Source organism: Undibacterium sp. JH2W (assembly GCF_049340425.1).
Classification (GTDB): Bacteria; Pseudomonadota; Gammaproteobacteria; order Burkholderiales; family Burkholderiaceae_D; genus Undibacterium.
Map to the genome: position 1 here is coordinate 69,561 of NZ_JBMPOT010000003.1, position 16,164 is coordinate 85,724.

At 49.0% G+C, this 16,164-nt stretch carries 13 protein-coding genes; 7 read left to right on the top strand and 6 right to left on the bottom strand.

Annotated elements, in window-relative coordinates; translation table 11 throughout:
- Window positions 1–228: 228 nt before the first annotated feature.
- From ACO0LC_RS04860 to ACO0LC_RS04885, 6 genes are all read right to left on the bottom strand, one after another.
- Window positions 229–1,029, bottom strand: coding sequence for an alpha/beta hydrolase (locus ACO0LC_RS04860; RefSeq protein ID WP_423001179.1), 801 nt, complete (start codon window positions 1,027–1,029; stop codon window positions 229–231).
- Between the two features lie 43 nt (window positions 1,030–1,072).
- Window positions 1,073–2,959, bottom strand: coding sequence for an MFS transporter (locus tag ACO0LC_RS04865; protein WP_423001181.1), 1,887 nt, complete (start codon window positions 2,957–2,959; stop codon window positions 1,073–1,075).
- Window positions 2,960–3,049: 90 nt separating this feature from the next.
- A complete protein-coding gene (locus tag ACO0LC_RS04870) occupies window positions 3,050–3,781 on the bottom strand; it encodes a polysaccharide deacetylase family protein (RefSeq protein WP_423001183.1) in 732 nt (243 codons plus the stop codon).
- 2 nt (window positions 3,782–3,783) lie between these two features.
- Window positions 3,784–5,172 carry a hypothetical protein gene (locus ACO0LC_RS04875; protein ID WP_423001185.1) on the bottom strand — a complete coding sequence of 463 codons (1,389 nt, stop codon included), beginning with the start codon at window positions 5,170–5,172 and terminating at the stop codon, window positions 3,784–3,786.
- Window positions 5,173–5,180: 8 nt separating this feature from the next.
- Complete coding sequence (lolD, locus tag ACO0LC_RS04880) at window positions 5,181–5,891, bottom strand: lipoprotein-releasing ABC transporter ATP-binding protein LolD (RefSeq protein ID WP_423001187.1); 711 nt, start codon at window positions 5,889–5,891, stop codon at window positions 5,181–5,183.
- Window positions 5,884–7,140 (bottom strand): lipoprotein-releasing ABC transporter permease subunit, encoded by a 1,257-nt coding sequence (locus ACO0LC_RS04885; protein WP_423001189.1) that lies wholly within the window; start codon window positions 7,138–7,140, stop codon window positions 5,884–5,886. The genes lolD and ACO0LC_RS04885 overlap by 8 nt, the downstream gene beginning before the upstream one ends.
- A gap of 65 nt (window positions 7,141–7,205) precedes the next feature.
- Between ACO0LC_RS04885 and ACO0LC_RS04890 the strand changes: the two genes are divergently transcribed.
- The 7 genes from ACO0LC_RS04890 to ACO0LC_RS04920 all read left to right on the top strand — a co-directional run bounded on the left by ACO0LC_RS04890 (window position 7,206) and on the right by ACO0LC_RS04920 (window position 16,156).
- Window positions 7,206–8,198, top strand: coding sequence for a hypothetical protein (locus ACO0LC_RS04890; RefSeq protein WP_423001191.1), 993 nt, complete (start codon window positions 7,206–7,208; stop codon window positions 8,196–8,198).
- Window positions 8,195–9,883 carry a single-stranded-DNA-specific exonuclease RecJ gene (gene recJ / locus ACO0LC_RS04895; protein ID WP_423001193.1) on the top strand — a complete coding sequence of 563 codons (1,689 nt, stop codon included), beginning with the start codon at window positions 8,195–8,197 and terminating at the stop codon, window positions 9,881–9,883. The genes ACO0LC_RS04890 and recJ overlap by 4 nt, the downstream gene beginning before the upstream one ends.
- Before the next feature lie 534 nt (window positions 9,884–10,417).
- A complete protein-coding gene (locus tag ACO0LC_RS04900; protein ID WP_423001195.1) occupies window positions 10,418–12,037 on the top strand; it encodes an ABC transporter substrate-binding protein in 1,620 nt (539 codons plus the stop codon).
- Window positions 12,038–12,154: 117 nt separating this feature from the next.
- Window positions 12,155–13,159 carry an ABC transporter permease subunit gene (locus ACO0LC_RS04905; protein ID WP_423001197.1) on the top strand — a complete coding sequence of 335 codons (1,005 nt, stop codon included), beginning with the start codon at window positions 12,155–12,157 and terminating at the stop codon, window positions 13,157–13,159.
- Between the two features lie 48 nt (window positions 13,160–13,207).
- Window positions 13,208–14,140 (top strand): ABC transporter permease subunit, encoded by a 933-nt coding sequence (locus ACO0LC_RS04910; protein ID WP_423001199.1) that lies wholly within the window; start codon window positions 13,208–13,210, stop codon window positions 14,138–14,140.
- Window positions 14,141–14,153: 13 nt separating this feature from the next.
- Window positions 14,154–15,170, top strand: coding sequence for an oligopeptide/dipeptide ABC transporter ATP-binding protein (locus ACO0LC_RS04915; RefSeq protein ID WP_423001201.1), 1,017 nt, complete (start codon window positions 14,154–14,156; stop codon window positions 15,168–15,170).
- Entirely contained in the window at window positions 15,170–16,156 is a 987-nt protein-coding gene (locus ACO0LC_RS04920) for a peptide ABC transporter ATP-binding protein (RefSeq protein WP_423001203.1), read from the top strand. The genes ACO0LC_RS04915 and ACO0LC_RS04920 overlap by 1 nt, the downstream gene beginning before the upstream one ends.
- Window positions 16,157–16,164 lie beyond the last annotated feature (8 nt).

A 16,164-nucleotide genomic window follows, 5' to 3' on the forward strand; every position in this document is an offset into this window, starting at 1 on the left:
AGACATAAGCGCATTTCAACTTCTATACAAAATGTTAAATTGCGCATCAAATATTAAAGCAATAACATCAAGTGTCAAGGAAATTAAATACAATATAAATACTAGTTGCGAATTAGATTCTCATACTATGATGCCACATGGAAAGTATCTCTTCAGATTTTCATGTCAGACATAAGTAAATGGCACCAACATGTGCCATTTACTTATTTCCACACTCCTGCCACAGATTTATTTTTTGAATAATAAATGCAAGGCATCCGTAATAGCAGGAGTAAACACACTAACATGATCCGCTTTATATGCTGGCAACCGTATCAGGTTCAAACCCTGGTAATTACGAGCCAGCATCTTTTGGTAGGCGATTTCTACATCGCTGTTAAAGCCGGCGCCACCAGCACTCGCATAAATAAAAGTCGTATCCGGCATTTTTCCTGAAGATGCAAGGAACATAGTATTGTCCAGCTGGTTATTTTCTACAGGATTTCGCAATGGACCGTCAATCGCAACAAAATTCCTGAAGACACGCTTATCTGGTCTATCGAGCGTTAAGGCAGTCTGTACAAAATCAGCACCAAATGAATGTCCAACCAAGGTTCGCTGTTTGGTATTGACACGATAATCCAGCTCAATCGAAGGTACTAGTTCATTACTCAAAAATCTATAAAAATCCGTGGCCCCAGGCAGCAAATAGTCGAAGTCTCTATGTCCCGCAGTGGCGACGCCAACCAGTATTACACGCGTTCCCTCGTCCATCAAAATTCTGCGCATCATCTCGAAAGGACCGCTACTCAATTCACCATCCAGGGTGAAAATAACGGGCAGCGCATCATTGGTGCTTGCATAATCTGCAGGCACATACACATTAATCGGATACAACACACCCGTAGACTTTGACAAAAAAGTACTGCTCTTTGTTGTTGCCTCAGTAGCAATAATAGCGACTGTATTGCCGCTGGATGTGGTACCGCCACCACCTCCACATCCAGCCACAATTAAAGCTGTCAACAGTCCACTTATGTATCTTTTCATTTTTATCCCTGATGTGAATACCGTTGCAGCCAATATGCTAGTTTTACTTCCAATCGCCTCTTAATAGACTAACCTGCTCTTGCAAAATTTGTGGCGTTACATCCTTGGCTTGCATGGCCTCCCCCACCACCAATTCAAGTTTGGAAAATGGCCCCCGGCGAAAAGCACGTTCAAATGAATTACTTTTGTCACGAGAAAAAAAACTACCCCATAAACCACGCAAAGCCAGAGGATAAACCGGGACGGGACTACGTTCCAGAATCTTCATGACCCCACCTTTGAATTCATTCAACTCCCCTGTTGCCGTCAACTTGCCCTCAGGAAAAATACAAACCAACTCCCCTTCATGCAAAGCTTGAGCAACGTCGATAAAAGATTTCTCCATTAACCAAGGGTCTTCTTTAGCTGGTGCAATGGGAATGGCTTTAGCCGTTCTGAATACCCAGGACAGGAATGGTATTTTGAAAATCCTGTGGTCCATCACAAAACGTACTGGTCTTGGACTTGACGCCATGATGACTATGGCATCCATATAGCTGACATGATTGCAGACCAGGATACCAGCCCCCTCATCCGGCAAGCGTTGAGTATTGACACCTCTGACCTTATAAATCGTGTGTATCAGTATCCAGGCGATAAAGCGCATCAAGAACTCAGGCACGAGGCTGAAGATGTAAATTGCCACGATTGCGTTCAGTATGGCGGTTGCCATGAAGATTTGCGGTATCGTGAAACCTTTTTCCAGCATCGCCACAGCAGACAGTGAAGCAACCACCATGAACAAGGCGTTCAGGATATTCATGCCTGCTATCGTGCGTGACAAATGTTTTGGATCGCAACGTGTCTGTATCAAGGCAAACAGGGGAACGATATACAGGCCGCCAAAAATACCTATCATTGTGATGTCAAACAGGATGTGCCAACTACCTGTTTGCTTAACAAACTCCATTGCACTGACGGTCGCAACATTGGTGTAGCTGATACTGGACAAATACAGATCAAAACCAAATACAGACAAGCCTATGGCACCAAATGGGACCAGACCGATTTCCACCTTATGACCAGACAGCTTCTCACACAACAGGGAACCAGCACCTATGCCAAAAGAGAAAATCGTTAGTAACAGCACGAAGACACTGTGGTCGCCATGCAGATAATCTTTGGCGTATAAAGGGAATTGCGCGAGGACGATGGCACCATAAAACCAGAACCAGGAATTGCCCAGCAAGGATAAAAACACCGGGCGGTTTTGCTTGCTGAAGCTGATATTCCTGATCGTTTCTGTGACCGGATTCCAGTTAATTTTCAATTCAGGAGCTGGGGCTGGTGAGTCAGGAATGCGCAAGGCTGTCAGGTAGCCCATGATGGCGACAACGATCGCACCACCAGCCACTAATTCAGTACCCCATGGTTTGTGTACCACGAGCATGGCACCGAGTATTTCACCCAACAGGATGCCAACAAAGGTGCCCATTTCTATCAGGCCATTGCCACCGACCAGCTCATCTGTCTTCAGGTGTTGTGGCAAATACGCATATTTGACAGGACCAAACAGAGTCGAATGTATGCCCATGCCGCAAACAGCAGCGATCAGGAGCCACAAATTATGCGTTTGCCAACCCACCGCTGCGACCAGCATGATACCGATCTCTAGCAGCTTAACCTTGCGGGCCATCCTGCCTTTTTCAAATTTATCAGCCAATTGTCCCGAAGTCGCAGAAAACAGCACAAAGGGCAAAATAAATAGGCCGGGAATCAGGTTATTGAGCAGGCCAACTTTCATGTCAGTCCAGGACAATGCGTCATACGTCAGTATGGTGAGCAAGGCTGTCTTGAAGACATTGTCGTTGAAGGCGCCCAAGAATTGTGTCCAGAAGAAAGGAGCAAAGCGACGCTGGGACAGCAGGGTAAACTGGCTATGTTGGCTCATGGATGATATCTGCTACCTGAAAATTAAGATTAAAACCGCAAGAATTGTAACTTACTCAAGTCTGAATTGAGTGAAAAGCATTTTTTAAGATCAGGAAAGAAAAAAATCTATTGCCCTATGTACAGGTAACAGTTGACACCCCTCTTGTGTCGCAGCCTGCAATGCTGCTTCCAGCAAGGCTGGCGTGGCACCCCAGGGACCTGGCGTTTCGCTGACTTCGTGCGTATATAAAATTAACCATCCCCCTTCTGTTGCTGTATGTTTGATTAATGCGCCCAGCGCATCCATATTGCTGCTGGCAGAATACAGGGATTGCGCACGCAAGGCAGACAAATCCGCCCGCACTGTCTGCGTACCGCCACCGGTAATGCGGTTATATGAGAATCGTTTGGATGCTGCCAGTTTACTGCCCAGATCATAAGCACCGAAAGGGAAGGCAAAACCGTGGTGAGTAATACCGTGCTGTCTGAAGAAAGCCAGATTACGTTCCCAGTCCTCCAGCAAAAAGCCCGAAGACGCATTGGCGCAATTGGTATGTGAATAAGTGTGGCAGCCAATTTCATGCCCGTTTTCCAGCAGCCGCTGTAAATCGACTACGCTATGACATACTTGATTTTGTTCGATACCATCTGTCAGGCTACCGCATACATAGAAAGTACCGCGTGCCTGATATAACTCCAGCAGCATTGCACCCTGATGACAGGCGCTGGCAGGTACATCATCAAAACTGAAACTGACTACTCCCCTGCCTTTATTCAAGGGCAACCAGCGATTAGCCAGATGACGGGCGGCGAAACGGCTCAATCTTTGCTTAAATCCCATGGTCAGCGCAAGCTATCAGAAGCACTCAAGGAATGTTGATAGCGTTTCAAACCCATACGCGAATTACTCCCTGGTAAATTTTCATAGGTATATTCCAACCCCAGTTTGACAACGGATTGTTTCAAATTCACGCCATCAGATTCTCGCTGTACTTTTTCATAAAAACTATCCAGCACCAGGCGAAAACCCCGCTCAAACTCATAAGCACCACCTAAGCCTATGCGAATCAGCTTTTCTTTGCGCGAGGTGCCCGGTGCACCATCAGCCACGCTCGCCAGACGGGGGACGAGTACGTTATCGCTATTTTGCAGCAAAGTGGAAAAATTCATTTGCGATTTGTCTGAGTACTTCCACTGCGCATCGAAGCGCATGGCCTTACTCAGGACATAGACTACCGTGCGGTCTACGATAGTAAAAGGCCGGTCCCACAACTGCAAATCCAGGCGCAGCTTAGGTGAATAGTGATAAGTACCGCGCCATAAGATGTTTGACAGGTTCGTATTGCGCTCAGTCAGTACATCATACTGGCGCTTGATGATCCCAAGATGCGCGCTGGTGACAGACTTGCTGCTATAGCGCCACTCTGCATCAAGAAAAACTTCAGATTCTTTATAGGCTTTATCAAGGTCAGCAATATCCTGGGCATTCCGGTCAGGAAAACTGGTTTCTGATAAACGGCTACCTATTTCAACACCAGAGCCTGTTGGCGAATAATAGCGCCCACTCAATTGTCGGCCACGCTCATCAAAGTTATATAACTGATTCAGCGGCAAATCATAATTTAAGCCTGCCCGGTCGACTTTTGCATTCAGTGACCATTCATCTGTCAGTTTAAAATTCAGGTCAGCAGCAGCACGTTTTTGATGCGAAATATCTTTTTCAGTCAAACTGCCGTTAATGTATTGGAATAACCTGTCTTCCTTACCTGCGGACACATGCCCATTGACGATTTGCCCAGCGGCCCACTCCAGGGTTGCGTCGGCTGCGGTCAAATGATGGTCAAGATCTTTATAGTTTTTATAGTGCCGGTTACCCAGAGAACCAGTCAATATCAGACGCGTACGCTCAGACAAAATGGGAATAATGGCACCAGCCCGCACATCAGTACCAGTCACGCTATCGCGATTGCGGAACTGTTGATTGGTTGTTGTTTCAGTTTGATCCGGCGGATCTGGTTTAGCAGTTTGCTCGTAAAAGCGAAAAGGGTTGCTATCACTGGTCAGCGAAGTTTCCAGTTGCAGGACCAACTCAACAGTATCAGCGGCTCTGGCTGTACCACCCAAGAGATACAACAAGCCCAGCACTAACCAGCCACCAGGTTTGGTAGGAAAATGAGCCAGGGGAAACGTGCTGTGCCGTCTCCTGATATTCATTTTGCTGGTCTTTTGCATGCCATTTCTTATTGTTGTTGCAAACCTTGATCAGTTAAACGGAAAACGCGGTCACAGCGACCAGCCAATCCTGCATCATGAGTGACGATAACAAAAGCCGTGCCTAGAGTACGCGACAATTCCAGCATCAGGGCAAACACTTGTTGCGCAGTGCTGCCATCCAGATTGCCGGTGGGTTCATCTGCCAATACGCAAGCAGGCTGGGTCACCAGGGCACGTGCCAAAGCTACTCGCTGCCGCTCACCCCCAGATAATTCGCCGGGTACATGTTTGAGTCTATGCCCCAGGCCCACTTTTTCCAATATGGCTTGCGCAATTTTTTGTGCTTCACTGCGCGCCATGCGACGAATGATGAGGGGCATGGCGACATTATCCAGTGCTGAAAATTCAGGCAAAAGATGGTGGAACTGGTATACAAATCCCAGGGCATGGTTACGCAAAGTGCCGCGCGCAGTCTCGTTCAAGCTGGCAAAATCCTTGCCTTGCAGGGTCACTGTACCTTTACTCGGCGTATCCAAGCCACCCAGCAAATGCAACAAGGTAGACTTGCCGCAACCAGATGCACCGATGATAGCCACCCTCTCGCCACGGAAGATACTGAGGTTGACTTCTTTCAGGACGTTGACAGATTCCAGCCCCTGAGAAAACGTCTTAGCCAAATTGCTGCAGGATAAAACCGCAACTTCATTCTCTTCTTTGTTCAGTACTTGATTATTCATAACGCAATGCCTCCGCAGGTTTCACGCGTGAAGCACGCCAACTAGGATAAATGGTGGCCAACATGGCCAGGACCAAAGCAACACCGCCTATGGTCAGCACATCAAACAATTGCACATCAGATGGCAATTTGCTGATGACATATACTTCTTTGGATAGTAGCTGTATACCCAGTAAATTTTCTATAAAAGGCACGAGCACATCGATATTAAGGGAAATTAATAGCCCCAGGCCCACGCCAGAGAGCGTCCCCAGGCAACCAACGATGGTTCCCTGTATGACGAATATTTTCATGATGGACGAGGGTGCTGCCCCCAGAGTACGCAAGATGGCAATATCCGCCTGCTTGTCTGTCACAGTCATGACCAGGGTAGACACCAGATTAAATGTAGCCACTGCGATAATCAGTGTCAGGATGATGAACATCATGGTTTTTTCTGCTTTTACCGCAGCAAAATACACTTTATTCTGCTGTGACCAGTCACGTATCAGCAAATCGCCAGACAGGGTACGCGACAGCTCCAGCGCCACCTGGGGTGCTTTCAGCATTTCCTTGATACGCAAGCGCAGGCCGGATGGTGAATTCAGTCGGAAGAATTTCTCTGCATCTTCAATGTGCATGAAAGCCATACCTGAATCATATTCATAATGACCGGCTTCAAATATACCGACTACGGTAAACGCTTTCAGCCTTGGCACCATCCCGGCGGGTGTCATTTGCCCTTCAGGCGCGGCCAGTGTGATTTTTTCTCCCACCCGCACCCGTAAGTTGCTTGCCAGTGCCGAACCCAGGATGATATTAAATTCGCCTGCGCGCAAGTCTGCCCATTTACCATCCTTGATCTTGCTGGCGACATCAGACACTTTGGGCTCTTCTTCTGGCAAGATACCGCGCAGGATAACGCCGCGCATGACATCTTCGCGTATGATCATGGCCTGTCCATCCACATAAGGGGCAGTACCCTTGACGGCTGGATTTTTTTGCACTTCCAGTGCTGTAGCGCGCCAGTCAGGCAAAGCACCACTGGCATCGAACACTTCCACATGGGCCAGCACGGACAACATGCGGTCTCGCACTTCTTTCTGGAAACCGTTCATGACTGAAATAACAACAATCATGGCTGCTACACCCAAACCTATGCCTGCTATGGAGATCAGCGAGATAAAAGAAATAAAACCATTACGGCCACTACGCCGGCCTGCCCGCGTATAACGCAAGCCGACCAGCCATTCAAAAGAGAGATTTTTCACTGCATTTACACTTGTTGTGAAGGCAGCCAGCAGTTTGCCATACGTTTGCCATACAATACAGCACTATGAGCCATTTAGAATTGATAATCCCGTTTGGGATTCCCCCAGCAAGCCTAGCCAAAGACCTGTTAAAAGAAATGCGCACCCCTGGTTTGGCCAGGCTGATCGCTTGCGCAGGCAAAGCCAGCTTGCAAACCATAGACGATTTCTCGCGTGCCTTGAGTTATGAATACTGGCTTGCGGACCAGTTTCCTCCCGCAGACAAAGCGAATAGCCCGGCAATTTCCTGGAACCGCATGCAAAGCCTGGCCCTGACACCTGAAGCTGGTCATTGGTTCATCTTGCAACCCGTACATATTCACATTGCCCGTGATCACCTGGTGCTGACCGATCAGCGACGCCTGGATATCAGCGCAGCCGAATCCCGTCTCTTGTTTGAAGTAGCAAAGGCAAGCTGCGAAGAAATGGGTTTTCAGCTTTTATTTGGTGATGCGCAAACCTGGTTTTTACGTGCTGATGCATGGGCCGACTTGCAAACAGCAACCGTAGACGCTGCCAGCGGCCACAATATTGACATCTGGATGCCGAAAGGCGAATTTGAACGCCCTTGGCGCAAACTGCAAAATGAAATTCAAATGCAGTGGTTCACTCACGATGTCAATGCACAACGTGAAATGCGCGGCGCCAAAGTCATTAACTCTGTCTGGATATCTGGCGGGGCACAAGCGATCGACCCCAAGCTTAAGCAATATACTGCGCAGACTTACCAGCAACACGATATGCAGTCAAATGCCGGGGCCAAGTCCCAGGCCGTCTTATTGGACAAGCTATGCGAGCCAGCGATCAGCAATGACTGGGCATTATGGCTGGACGGCATGCATGAATTGGAAACAAACTGGTTCTCGCCTTTGGTGGCAGGCCTGAAAGGCAAGCAGCCAGCCAGCCTGAAGCTGATATTTAGCAATGCGCACAGCTTGGCCAGCTTTGATCTGACGCCCTGGTCGCTGCGTAAATTCTGGGTCAAACCCTCATTACATCATTTATTTACGATTTCATGACACGCATTACTGTACGTCCCTGTCCTTTCCGTGAATCTGAAATGCTGCGCCAGAATGGCCTGCATCCCGTCCTGGCACGACTGTATGCATCGCGTGGAGCAACAGAAGAAAAAGAACTTAGCACTGAACTCAATGCAATGTTGCCACCCGCCGGGCTATTGCATATAGGTCAGGCAGCACAATTTTTGGCTGATGCCATTGCACAGAAGAAGAAACTGGTCATCGTTGCCGATTATGACTGTGATGGTGCAACTGCCTGTGCAGTAGGCTTGCGTGGCTTGCGCATGCTGGGCGCGAATGTTGACTATATTGTCCCGAATCGTTTTGAATATGGCTATGGCCTGACACCAGAGATCGTCGCATTGACACAAAAAGAGAAGTCGCCGGACGTCATCGTCACCGTCGACAATGGTATCGCCAGTGTAGATGGCGTAGCAGCAGCCAATGCCCAGGGTATAGCCGTAGTCGTCACAGACCACCATCTACCGGGCGACCATTTGCCAGACGCCGCCGTCATCGTCAACCCCAATCAGCCTGAATGCGGCTTTCCCAGCAAGAATCTGGCTGGCGTTGGCGTCATGTTTTATGTGTTACTGGCTTTGCGGGCAGAATTGCGTCAACGCGGCGTATTTGACCAGCAAAACCAACCCAAGCTGGATACTTTACTGGATTTGGTCGCACTAGGCACAGTCGCCGACGTAGTGAAACTGGATGCGAATAACCGCATTCTGGTGGCACAAGGCTTGAAGCGCATGCGTGCTGGCCGCATGTGTGCCGGGATCGCAGCTTTATTTCGCATCGCTGGCCGCGAACCAGGCAATGCCAGTCCCTTTGACCTGGGTTTTGCACTAGGCCCCAGGTTGAATGCTGCTGGCCGCCTGGCAGATATGGCGCTAGGCATAGAGTGCCTGACGACGGATGACGAAGGCCGTGCCTGGCAAATTGCCCAGGAATTGAACAGCATCAATGCTGACCGCAAAGACATAGAGCGCGAAATGCAGGATGTTGCCCTACTCCATCTTGATGATTTCCAGCCACAAGACAGCAATACTATCACCGTATTCGATGAAAGCTGGCATCAGGGTGTCATCGGCATCGTTGCATCCCGCCTCAAGGATAAATTCTACCGGCCAACAATTACCTTTGCCCCTGGCGGCGAAGGCTTGATCAAAGGGTCGGGACGCTCCATCCCCGGGTTTCATCTGCGGGATGCACTGGATCTGGTATCCAAACATGCTCCCAGCCTGATACAAAAATTTGGCGGGCATGCGATGGCCGCCGGCCTGACTTTACGCGCAGAAGATTTTTCTGCATTTCAGCAGGCTTTTGAAGCTGTAGGTAAAAACTGGCTACAGGCACACCAGCTTGAACGCGTCGTGGAAACCGATGGCCCTCTGGAAGATGCGTATTACACGACAGATTTCATACGACTACTTGATACCCAGGTCTGGGGACAGGGCTTTCCGCCCCCCATATTTTGCGACGATTTTAAACTGATCTCGCAAAGGATATTAAAAGAGCGCCACTTAAAACTCGTGCTGGAAAAAAATAAGCTGCGCTATGATGCGATCTGGTTTGGTCATACCGATACTTTAACCGAGCATGTGCATGTCGCGTTCAGACTCGATGCCAATGAATACAATGGCGTAACCAAAGTGCAGCTCTTGGTGGAGCATATAGAGTAAATTATCCGAATCAACATTCACCACGTGACAGGCCAGCAAATGCATATTGCGCTCAAACAGGTTTGCTGCCTCCACTACATTTGCTATTGGTATTTCCAAAACATGATTACCAACTAGCACGAGAATATGCCTGTTCTCAGTTTCGACATCAGGATAATTCTGACTGAGCAGTCGTAATTCATTACCGCCGCCCTGGCTTAGAAATGTATGGATTTCGATGATTGCTTATGCGCAGATCGCATATGGCGCTTGGATGTCATTGCCTATCTTTTGCTTCCATAGCTCAGCGCCGCAATAGCCATTCACAGCAATTCATCATATTTGCAACACAGGGCAAATCTTCTTTGTAAGAGCATTTACCTAATAGCAGTATTTATGTTTGTCAGTTTTATTTTCAAAATTTTCTTCGGGCTTGTAACAAAATAATACAAAACCTATTGAATTACTGCACAATACAAAAGTCTGTGCAAGTCGTCCATGGCACAATCGACTTGTCGCTTTTTTACTGGTACTTGTTCACTATGGAGAGTCTGGATGAAAAAAGGTAATTGGCTGTTGAAGACCGGCGCTTTGGCCGTATTGGGCGCCTTTGTTGGCTTGCATACTGGCACTGCGATGGCAGCAAAGACTTTGGTATTTTGCTCAGAAGGTAGCCCGGAAGGTTTCAATCCGCAGTTTTTCACTACCGGCACCACTGCTGATGCCGGTTCGGTACCGATGTATAACCGCCTGGTTGAAATGGAAACAGGCACTACCAATATCACGCCTGCCCTGGCTGAGTCCTGGGACATCTCTGCAGATGGTCTGACCTACACCTTCAAGTTGCGCAAGGGTGTCAAGTTTCATAGCAATGCCAAATTCAAACCCAGCCGCGACCTGAATGCCGACGATATCCTGTTCAGCTACTATCGCATGGCAGATGAAAACCATCCCTTCAATAAAAATACTCCAGGCCAGACATACGCCTATTTCCAGGATCTGGGCATAGCCAAGATCGTTGATAAACTGGAGAAAGTCGATGATTTGACTGTGCGCTTCAAACTAAAGCGCCAGGAAGCTCCTTTTCTCGCGACGCTGACGATGGACTTCATGTCTGTTCATTCTGCGGAGTATGCGCAAAAAATGAAGGCAGCAGGAACGCCAGAGCTAATCGACAAAGAAATCATAGGCACAGGTGCCTTCCAGTTTGTCTCTTACCAAAAAGACGCCATCATCCGCTACAAGGCACATGATGGCTATTGGGATGGTCGCCCAAAAATCGACAATCTGATCTACGCGATTACCCCGGACGCATCTGTGCGCTACGCCAAACTCAAGGCAGGTGAATGCCATGTCATGTCCCTGCCCAAACCGGCAGATGTAGAATTAATGAAGAGCGATCCCAATATCAAACTACTGTCTCAACAGGGCTTGAATATTGGTTATGTCGGTTTCAATGTAGAGAAAAAACCTTTTGATAACAAGCTGGTGCGCCAGGCTTTGAATCTTGCTGTTGATCGTGCATCGATACTCAAATCCGTGTATGCGGGCACAGGGCAAATAGCCAAGAATGTCATACCACCCACCATGTGGTCGTATAACGACAAGATCAAGGAATATCCTTACGATGTCGCCCAGGCCAAAGAATTATTGGCCAAGGCAGGCTATGCCAATGGGTTTGAAATGGAACTCTGGTATTTGCCAGTGTCCCGCCCTTACAATCCTGATGGCAAGCGCATGGCCGAACTGATACAGGCCGACTGGGCAAAAATCGGCGTCAAGACCAAGCTGACGACCTATGAATGGACGGAATATAAGAAACGCAGTAAAACGGGAGAACATCATTCCATGATGTTTGGCTGGTCTGGTGATAACGGCGATCCAGATAATTTCTTTGAACCAATTTTGGGCTGTGAAGCTGTCAAAGGTGGCGGCAATATCCCAAGGTGGTGCAACAAGGATTATGAAGAGCTGATACAAAAGGCCAAATCAACACCTAAACAAGCCGAAAGGACCAAGCTTTACGAAAAAGCCCAGGAAATCGTTCGTGAAGAAGCTCCCCTACTGCTGTTGGCACACTCTTTGCGTTACACACCCGTACGTAAGAATGTGATTGGTTTCAAAATGGATTCCACCGCACATCATTACTTTAAAAAAGTGGATTTGGATAAATAAGCAATATACAAATGTGGCACCAATTTTGCTCGCTGCAAATTGGTGCCATGATTCTATTTGCCTTGCTGCTTCCAATAAACTGAAAAGTCAATTGCACTGTTTTCCAAAGGTTTTTAGATGCTGGGTTTTATTTTTCGACGCCTGGGAGTAGTCATCCCTACCTTCCTCGGTATTACGCTACTCGTCTTCTCATTAATACATCTGATACCTGGCAATGTCGTAGAAGCCATGACGGGCGAGCGCGGCATGGACGCCGAGCGCTATGCCAGCCTCATGCATTTGTATGGACTGGATCAGCCTCTATATCAACAGTATTTTTCTTATCTGGGCAAAGTCCTCCAGGGTGATCTGGGTCGTTCCATCATTACCCAGGAACTGGTCAGCAAGGAATTTTTCACTTTATTCCCGGCGACACTGGAGTTATCGCTATGCGCGATTATTTTTGCCGTTGTCCTAGGCTTGCCAGCAGGCATATTGGCGGCCTTGAAGCGCAATACTTTTCTTGATTACTCCGTCATGGGCGCGTCCCTGACTGGCTATTCCATGCCCATCTTTTGGTGGGCGCTCTTGCTTATCCTGATGTTTTCGGTGACCCTGGGCTGGACACCGGTATCTGGCCGCATTGACATCCTGTTTGATCTGCCGCCCGTGACAGGATTGATGCTGGTTGACAGCTTGGTATCAGGTGAAGCAGGTGCTTTCAAATCAGCAGTGATGCATCTGATTTTACCTGCGATAGCCTTAGGCACGATACCCTTGGCTGTGATTGCCCGCATGACCCGCTCTGCCATGCTGGAAGTGTTAAAAGAAGATTATGTTCGTACTGCACGCGCCAAAGGTATGTCATGGATGCGGGTAGTCTGGGTGCATGCCTTGCGCAACGCGCTGATACCTGTGATTACCGTGATCGGCATGCAAGTCGGCACGCTATTGGCAGGTGCCATCCTGACTGAAACTATTTTTTCCTGGCCAGGCATAGGCAAGTGGTTGATTGAAGCGATACAAAGGCGTGATTACCCGACCGTGCAAGGTGGGATATTACTGATCGCCACCATCGTCATCACTGTCAACCTGATTGTTGATGTGCTGTATGGCGTGATCAATCCGCGCATACGCCATTGATGCCATGCTGAATACTCTTCATCATACAAAAGACTTGATCGCAGAATTATGAGTAATACTAATTTACCGGCTTCCGCGGGCACTGCCACCAACTTGTCACCGCCTCATCCAATAGTCGAGTTCTGGCATTATTTCAAGCAAAACCGTGGAGCCGTCATCGGCCTGGTGCTAGTTGGGATACTGAGTCTGTGCGCCCTGTTCGCAGAATGGATAGCGCCACACTCAGCCATAGAACAATTCCGAGAATCCACGTTGATGCCTCCCGCATGGACAGCAACTGGCAGCAGTAAATTCATACTCGGCACTGATCCGGTTGGTCGCGACATTTTGTCCCGTCTCATTCATGGCTCACGTTTGTCGTTGTTCATAGGCCTGGTCTCAGTCACCCTGTCCATGAGTGTGGGTGTGACCCTGGGTTTGATTGCCGGTTTTTCGCGCAGTTGGACCGGCCGCTTTGCACGCATGCTGGAAACGATCATCATGCGCTTCATGGATATCCTGCAAGCCTTACCCAGCCTGCTGTTGGCGATTGCGGTCGTGGCGATACTTGGCCCTGGCCTGATGAATGCCATGTATGCGATTGCCATTGTCCTCATGCCTTCGTATGCCAGGCTAACGCGGGCAGCAGTCAGCGGTGAGTTGAACAAAGACTACGTGAATGCTTCACGCATAGCTGGCGCTGGCAATTTACGCCTGATGTTCAATTGCGTATTGCCCAACTGTGCTGCCCCTATCATCGTCCAGGCTACTCTGGGATTTTCCACGGCAATACTGGATGCTGCTGCCTTGGGCTTTTTGGGCCTGGGTGCACAACCACCGACCCCTGAATGGGGCTCAATGCTCGCTAGCGCAATGGAATTCATACAAAGCGCCTGGTGGGTAGTCACCTTCCCTGGCCTGGCGATCCTGATTTCCGTACTTGCCTTTAACCTCATGGGTGATGGCTTGCGCGATGCACTCGACCCCAAGTTAAAACGCTAAACAACGCTTCCACATGAACCCATTATTGGATATTAAAAATCTAAGCGTTGAATTTGGCTCGGAAGCTCAGCCATTCAAGGCAGTTGACGGTCTTGATCTGTTCATAGAACAAGGTGAAGTGGTCGGCATAGTCGGCGAATCAGGTTCTGGCAAAAGTGTGACTTCGCTGGCCTTGATGGGCCTCATCGATTTTCCTGGACGTGTGCGGGCAGATCAGATGGAATTCGATGGCCGTGACTTGCTGAAGATGAAGGATAAGGAAAGACGGCAATTGCTGGGCAAGGATATTGCCATGATCTTCCAGGATCCTATGACCAGCTTAAATCCCTGCTACACCGTGGCTTTTCAGTTGATGGAAACCCTGCGCCTGCATCAGGGTGACAAGGAAAAAGACTTGCGCGCCAAAGCCCTGGCTTTATTGAAGCAAGTGGATATCCCGGACCCGGAAAGGCGCATGAGTGCCTATCCGCACCAGCTTTCAGGCGGCATGAGCCAGCGTGTCATGGTGGCTATCGCTATCGCGTGCAACCCACGCCTGCTGATCGCGGATGAGCCTACCACGGCGCTGGACGTCACTGTGCAAGCACAAATGCTGGAATTATTGCTGCAATTACAGCGTGAACGCGGCATGGCCCTGATGTTGATTACCCATGATCTGGCCGTTGTTGCCCAGACTGCCAAGCGTGTCGTGGTGATGTATGCGGGCCAGGTACTGGAAACTGGCAGCGTGCCAGAAATATTCAACGCTCCCAAACACCCCTATACCCAAGCTTTACTGGCAGCTCTACCTGAGCACAATCTGGGCAAGGCGCGCCTACAAACGATACCGGGTGTGGTACCAGGTCTGTATGACAGGCCTACAGGCTGCCTGCTGGCACCGCGCTGCAGTTATGCAACAGCGCGTTGTCAAACTGAACGGCCGCAATTACAAGGACAGCCTAATACCCAGGTGCGTTGCCATTTCCCTCTGGACGCGCAAGGCGTGCCGGGTAGCGGATGGCAAACACCACAAATTAATCAGGCAGCATGATGCAAAATACCACGACTACTCCCGTATTACTGGAAGCAAAAAATCTGGCCAAGCATTACCCAGTATCACAAGGCTTTTTCAAGCCCAGGGCACTTGCCAAAGCGCTGGACGGTGTTTCATTCCAGCTAACTGCAGGTAAAACTTTGGCTGTGGTTGGTGAGTCTGGCTGCGGTAAGTCTACCCTCGCACGCCAGATCACCATGATAGAGACACCCAGCAGCGGCGAACTCTGGATGGGTGGTAAAAACATAGCGCACGCAGATAAAATTACGCTCAAACAAGTACGGCCTTTGGTACAAATGGTATTCCAGAACCCTTATGCCAGTTTGAACCCCCGTAAAAAAGTGGGTGCCATGCTGGAAGAACCGCTAATCATCAATACTCACGCGTCCTCAGCAGCACGGGAAGAAAAAGCACGTGCCATGATGGCAAAAGTAGGTTTGCGGCCTGAGCATTATGGACGCTATCCTCATATGTTTTCAGGCGGCCAAAGGCAGCGTGTTGCGATCGCCCGTGCACTCATGCTGGACCCCGAAGTAATCGTCGCCGACGAACCAGTCTCTGCCCTGGACGTATCAATCCAAGCACAAGTCTTGAATTTATTAATGGACTTGCAACAGCAGAACGGCGTTGCCTATCTGTTCATCTCTCATAATCTATCGGTGGTTGAACATATTGCCGACGATGTTCTGGTCATGTATCTGGGGAAAACGGTAGAGCATGGTAATAAGCAAAGTATTTTTCAGCGTCCGCTACACCCTTATACCAAGGCATTGCTGGCATCAACACCACGCATAGATCCGGCGCAACGCCAGCAGAAAATGATGTTGAACGGTGAATTGCCCTCACCGCTGGCACCACCACCTGGATGCGCCTTCAATAATCGTTGCCCGCACGCCATTGAAAGATGCCGGCAAGAAATACCATTATTGAGACCATTTGATAATAGGCTCGTCGCCTGCCATAGAGTGGAAGAAATTAACTAAAACTTTTA